We start from the raw sequence: 4,836 nt of genomic DNA, 5'->3' as shown, positions 1-4,836 counted from the left end.
GCGGGAAAGATGACGATGGTCGGCCGTTTTTCTTGGAGGTTAAAGGCGTGACGTTAGCCAATCAGGGAATTGCGGCCTTCCCTGATGCGCCCACGACAAGGGGCCTTAAGCACGTCCAGACCCTTGACAGGGCAATTGACGATGGTTATTCCGCTTACTTATTATTTGTGATCCAGATGAATAATATTCAAGCCATGACCATCGATCGCGACATCTTTAATGAGTTGGCAGTAGAAATTGGCCGGGCACAAGACAAGGGCGTTCACGTTATTGCCTATGATTGCCGAGTGACACCGAAAACATTGAAGTTGGATCAGCCGGTTTTATTTGATCTTGATCAGACATTTGTGAGTGATGGGCTGCCATCATCGATTGGCTGATCATGAAACTCGATTCTTTTTTCAAAGTAGCTTGAAACTATTTTCAGGCGTGTTATTATAATTGCGTATCAGTGCGAGGGTCGATTTGTTGCTCGCACGTGTTGGATTGAGTTGAAAGGAAGCAGCTTTAAAACTAATGGTAAGTAAAACATTGATCTTCGGCCATCGAGGCTATCCCCATATGTTCCCAGAGAATTCTTTGAAGGGTTTTGCATACGCAATTGACCATGGCATTGACGGCTTGGAATTTGATGTTCATTTGACCAAGGATAACGTCCCGGTCATTATGCATGACGAAAAAATTGACCGAACAACCGACGGAACCGGTGAAATTCAATCGTATACGCTGAAGCAACTACGCCAATTTCACTTAAGTGACGGCGAAACAATTCCGATGCTAGCCGAATTGCTGGCGCTCGCCGATAAGAAGCCGGTTCATATGAACTTGGAGTTTAAGACCAACGAGATTCACTACGATCATATCGAACAAATTGTTCTGAATATGGTTAAACAGTATGACTGGGTATATCCAGTCATTTACTCGTCATTTAACTTGGATTCACTCAAAATTGCGTACCAGCTGGATCCGACGCAGCAGTATTGCTACCTGTCGGAACATGATATCAAGAATCCCCGTGAGTTAATGGCCAAGGAACATTTGGTGGGCTTGCATTTAAGCCACTATGTGCCGATGAGAAACGTCAAGGAGCGAATTTGGACTGTGGATGACCCACAAGCCCAAAAGCACCTGTTCAGTTTGAATGTTGCAGGCATTTTCACCAACAACTTCGAAGGTGCTGAGAAAATCAAAGCAAATGTGTTAGCTTAATAATCTGTTGTCATTTAAGAAGCATCCCCAGTGCGCGTTGTGCGTGGTGGGGATGCTTTTTTTGTGGATTGAATACGTTTTGGGAGACTTAAACGAGGTTATCAACCGTTTGTAGTAACAACTTTATAAACTGCTCAACTAATTGTGGCTGATTAATGCAAACAGTAATCCCTGTATTTTTACTAAATCCAAGATCTGAGCTTAACCACATTTGTGCTTTGTTTATAACCAAAACATTTGGAAGATTTTGATCGTAAAGGGTGTATTTGACACCTGTCTTCCTCAATAGTGTCTTGTCGCTTGCACTGATGGAATTGAGCAACATTGTGATTTTCTTCGAGACTGTCTTCGGGATTATGTCATCCCGGATAAACGAGTTCAACCTATTTTCACAAATGAAGATGTCTGATGCTTTGCGGGCCTCTGTAACCATATCTTCATGATAGGCACCGTCATAAAAGTTAATGTCTTTTTGCTGACTATATTTGTCGTTTAGTACTTTATAGTGTAGATCATGATATGTTTTTAGCCTTTTTCTGTACATCCGTGCCAGCATTGGGATGAACATGTCAACATAATCATAAATGCGGATTTCTGATTTTTGTGCCAGATTACGTTGGGTGCGTCCGATGTACTGAATACTATTTCCTTTCCACGAATGTGGCATTGCCAAAACCAGTGTATCAATTGATGGAATATCCAATCCCTCACCGGCGTATTTGTTCGTTGCCAATAAAATATAAGGATCAGAGGATTCGTTAACTGTCTTGATTGTATCAATATTTTCCTTGTCAGTCTGGTTGCCATATAAAAGAAATAGGTGGTTCGAATTGCCTAAAAGTCCTGCTAAGATTTCAACATGGGCAATTCTTTTTGTGAGAACAAGAATGTGACGATTCATATCAAAGCACGATTTGATGTCTTGAACAATTGACTGATTTCGTTCTCCATCTTTAAGCATGGACTCATAATTTTCGTTGATTGTATAATTCGTCGCCGCAAGATTCGTTATCCCCAATGTGGTAAACCTTGGAATGATAATTCTTTTAATATCCGTTACAGTTTTTTCGTCAACCATAGAAGTCTGATAGCGAACAGGTCCAAAACGCATTAAGATTATTGGATCCTGACCATCCCTACGAAAAGGTGTCGCAGAAAGCCCAAACAAGTATTTAGATTTAATTGCTTTGATGACTTGTTCAAATGTAAAGGCTGCATCGTGGTGAACTTCGTCACTTATCACTAACCCATATTGGTCCAAAATTTCTGTACTAGCTTTGTCGTTTTTAAAAGACTGAATTGTCGCAACATCAACAATTCCACTCCGATTGTGTTTAGTGCCAAAATAACTGCCAATTGCAGCTTTGCGTTTTACTCGTCCAGTTGGTGTCAGCTCATGCACAAATGGTTCATCAGCAATTATCAAAAATTTATTGAGTTGGGTGATCCACTGCTTCGCAATTTCTTTATCATGGACTAATATCAATGTACTGATATTTAATTTGGCAATTAATTGCGCCGCCACAACGGTCTTGCCAAAACCGGTTCGTGCTGAAAGGATGCCATCGGAATGACTTACTAAGGACTCAAGAGCCCTTAACTGTTCAGGATGAAGTTCACCTTTAAATTCTACATGGATCGGATTTCCATGGACCGTTTTATCTATCCACTTGGAGTGAGGAAACAAATTCAGAATTTCTTGTTCCAGTCCTCGGGGGATAACAATGTGTTTCGGTGTTTCCTGAAAAAGGCTGATAATCCTGGGTGTGTTATAAAGCGACATTCGTTTGTTCTGCTTTTCATAAAATATCGGGTTCTTAAATGAACATAACCACTTTAATTGATTGACCTGCTTTACAGATAATCCGGCCTTCGGAATGAGAATAGCGCTATTGCGAATAATTGTTAACGGCTTGTTGATTATTGAGGGTTCCTTCAATAAGTCTGATTGCTTATCTTGTTCATTAAAGAATTGAAACTGACTATTTTCATTTATTGTATTAACAATGATATTCAGTTTTTTGCTGCTGATTAATTGCACTTCAGCTAACGCTTTCCACTGATCTGGCAGAGGACGATATGAATCGTCAACGAACACACTTTTGTTTTCTCTACGACGGTCCCCCTGAAGTGGTCCTGCTATTAGATTTCCAATTTTATCCTTGCTAATAAAATCTTGGCTAGGAAACATCCGATCAAATGCCGTAAATGAAAGGTTGGGATTAATCGCCATTGTTGCTTTTAAAATGGCGTCACCTAATCGGCGAGCAGAACTTGCAGAAAGAGGTGCGTCGAAAAATATCCAAATATGACAACCGTGCCCAGATTGTGATAACTCGGTTAAGTGGGGGATACTATATTGATTGCAAATAGCTTGAAGTGAACTGGTAATTTGACGCCATTCATCGCCCTGGTGGTGACCGTCAATATCTAAGACCAGGTACTTTGTTGTATTGTCTGGAAACATTGGATAGAACCCCAAAAACTCAGTTCCAATTAAATGATTTTCTAATTCACGATCACTTAGGCTTATCCATTGATTTAGTATAGGTTTCCGATCCTTGAACGGGACAACCGGACTGTACATATATTTCCCTAGGCGCTTATTAAAATATCTATGAGCATATACATCTTCTCGACCAACAAAACGCTTCTTGTACAAATCCAAGCGATTAGATAATAATGCTTCATGGTTATCTTTATTAATTGAGTAACGCATCAGTTCATTGATGGGAATCGCTCGAAGTTCTTTGGATGTGGTGTTACGAATGATAGCGACCTTACCGGTTATCTTTTCGCCGATTCCTTTTGCAAGGCCAAGGAGAACAAAACTATCTCCGTCAATTTTGAATATTTGAGAATAATTATTCATTAATAATCTCCGTAATCTCGTTAAATAACCATAAATTGTTTATTACATTCTATCACGCTATAGTTAAATGAATAAAGTGGATTTCTTTTTACATTTATTCTGACTTCAATTATAATTATGAGTAACTAATTTAATCCTTGAAGGGGGTCTTACTGTTGGCGTCGACAATAAATGAAAAGTTTAAATATGTTATTCAAACAAACAATAAGACTGAGTTTAAACAAGTTGTAGATCGTCTTAGCGGAGTTCACAAAAATCTAACTACGGATCAAAAACAGAAACGACAGGATTTGATTGATAACGCCGTAAAATCATTACGAAAAGCGAGATATCATTTCTAATGATTAAAAAATATAATATATCTCAGTTAATTGACTTAAATATTTTGAATAAATTTGATTGTGGCGAGCAGATAGTTAATGACTTCATTAGAAACCGTGCATGTATCTATGAAGATCAAAACTTAATGTCCACCACAATTTTTTATGATACAGACAAGAAAATGGTGGTTGGCTTTTATTCTATTTCTTCCAGCATTGTTGAAGTTAAGTCTTATTATGACGTAAAAAACTTTAACGAAAAGGTAAGTATGCCAGAAGAAAATCCCTTAGGAGCGTCGTTTCCTGCAATCGAAATTGGCTGGTTTGGTGTCAGCATAGAAATGCAAAGAAGGACCATTGGAACAAGCATGATGGTTACATTATTTGAAGATATCATCCGTTCGAGGTATATTCATAATATTGGATTTAGTGATG

The 4,836-nt window shown here is 38.9% G+C and carries 4 protein-coding genes; 3 read left to right on the top strand and 1 reads right to left on the bottom strand.

The window, feature by feature from the left end; genetic code table 11:
• The coding region (locus tag AB3112_RS08235; RefSeq protein WP_367334272.1) for a DNA/RNA nuclease SfsA at window positions 1-380 on the top strand (380 nt) is incomplete at its 5' end.
• A 136-nt stretch (window positions 381-516) separates the two neighbouring features.
• Window positions 517-1,209, top strand: a complete 693-nt coding sequence (locus AB3112_RS08230) for a glycerophosphodiester phosphodiesterase (RefSeq protein ID WP_367334271.1) — start codon at window positions 517-519, stop codon at window positions 1,207-1,209.
• A gap of 88 nt (window positions 1,210-1,297) precedes the next feature.
• On the opposite strand, the gene AB3112_RS08225 is transcribed toward AB3112_RS08230, so the two are convergent.
• Window positions 1,298-4,081 (bottom strand): DEAD/DEAH box helicase, encoded by a 2,784-nt coding sequence (locus AB3112_RS08225; protein ID WP_085012880.1) that lies wholly within the window; start codon window positions 4,079-4,081, stop codon window positions 1,298-1,300.
• Between the two features lie 340 nt (window positions 4,082-4,421).
• Between AB3112_RS08225 and AB3112_RS08220 the strand changes: the two genes are divergently transcribed.
• A partial coding sequence (locus AB3112_RS08220) for a hypothetical protein (RefSeq protein ID WP_367334270.1) occupies window positions 4,422-4,836 on the top strand: 415 nt, incomplete at its 3' end.

Source organism: Lentilactobacillus sp. (assembly GCF_040773105.1).
Taxonomy (GTDB): Bacteria; Bacillota; Bacilli; order Lactobacillales; family Lactobacillaceae; genus Lentilactobacillus; species Lentilactobacillus parabuchneri.
This window is presented reverse-complemented; position numbering and strand designations above follow the sequence as displayed.

Bases quoted from the DNA above. Each gene is read 5' to 3' on its own strand.
- AB3112_RS08230 (WP_367334271.1), top strand. From the start codon at position 517: ATGGTAAGTAAAACATTGATCTTCGGCCATCGAGGCTATCCCCATATG.
- AB3112_RS08225 (WP_085012880.1), bottom strand. From the start codon at position 4,081: ATGAATAATTATTCTCAAATATTCAAAATTGACGGAGATAGTTTTGTT.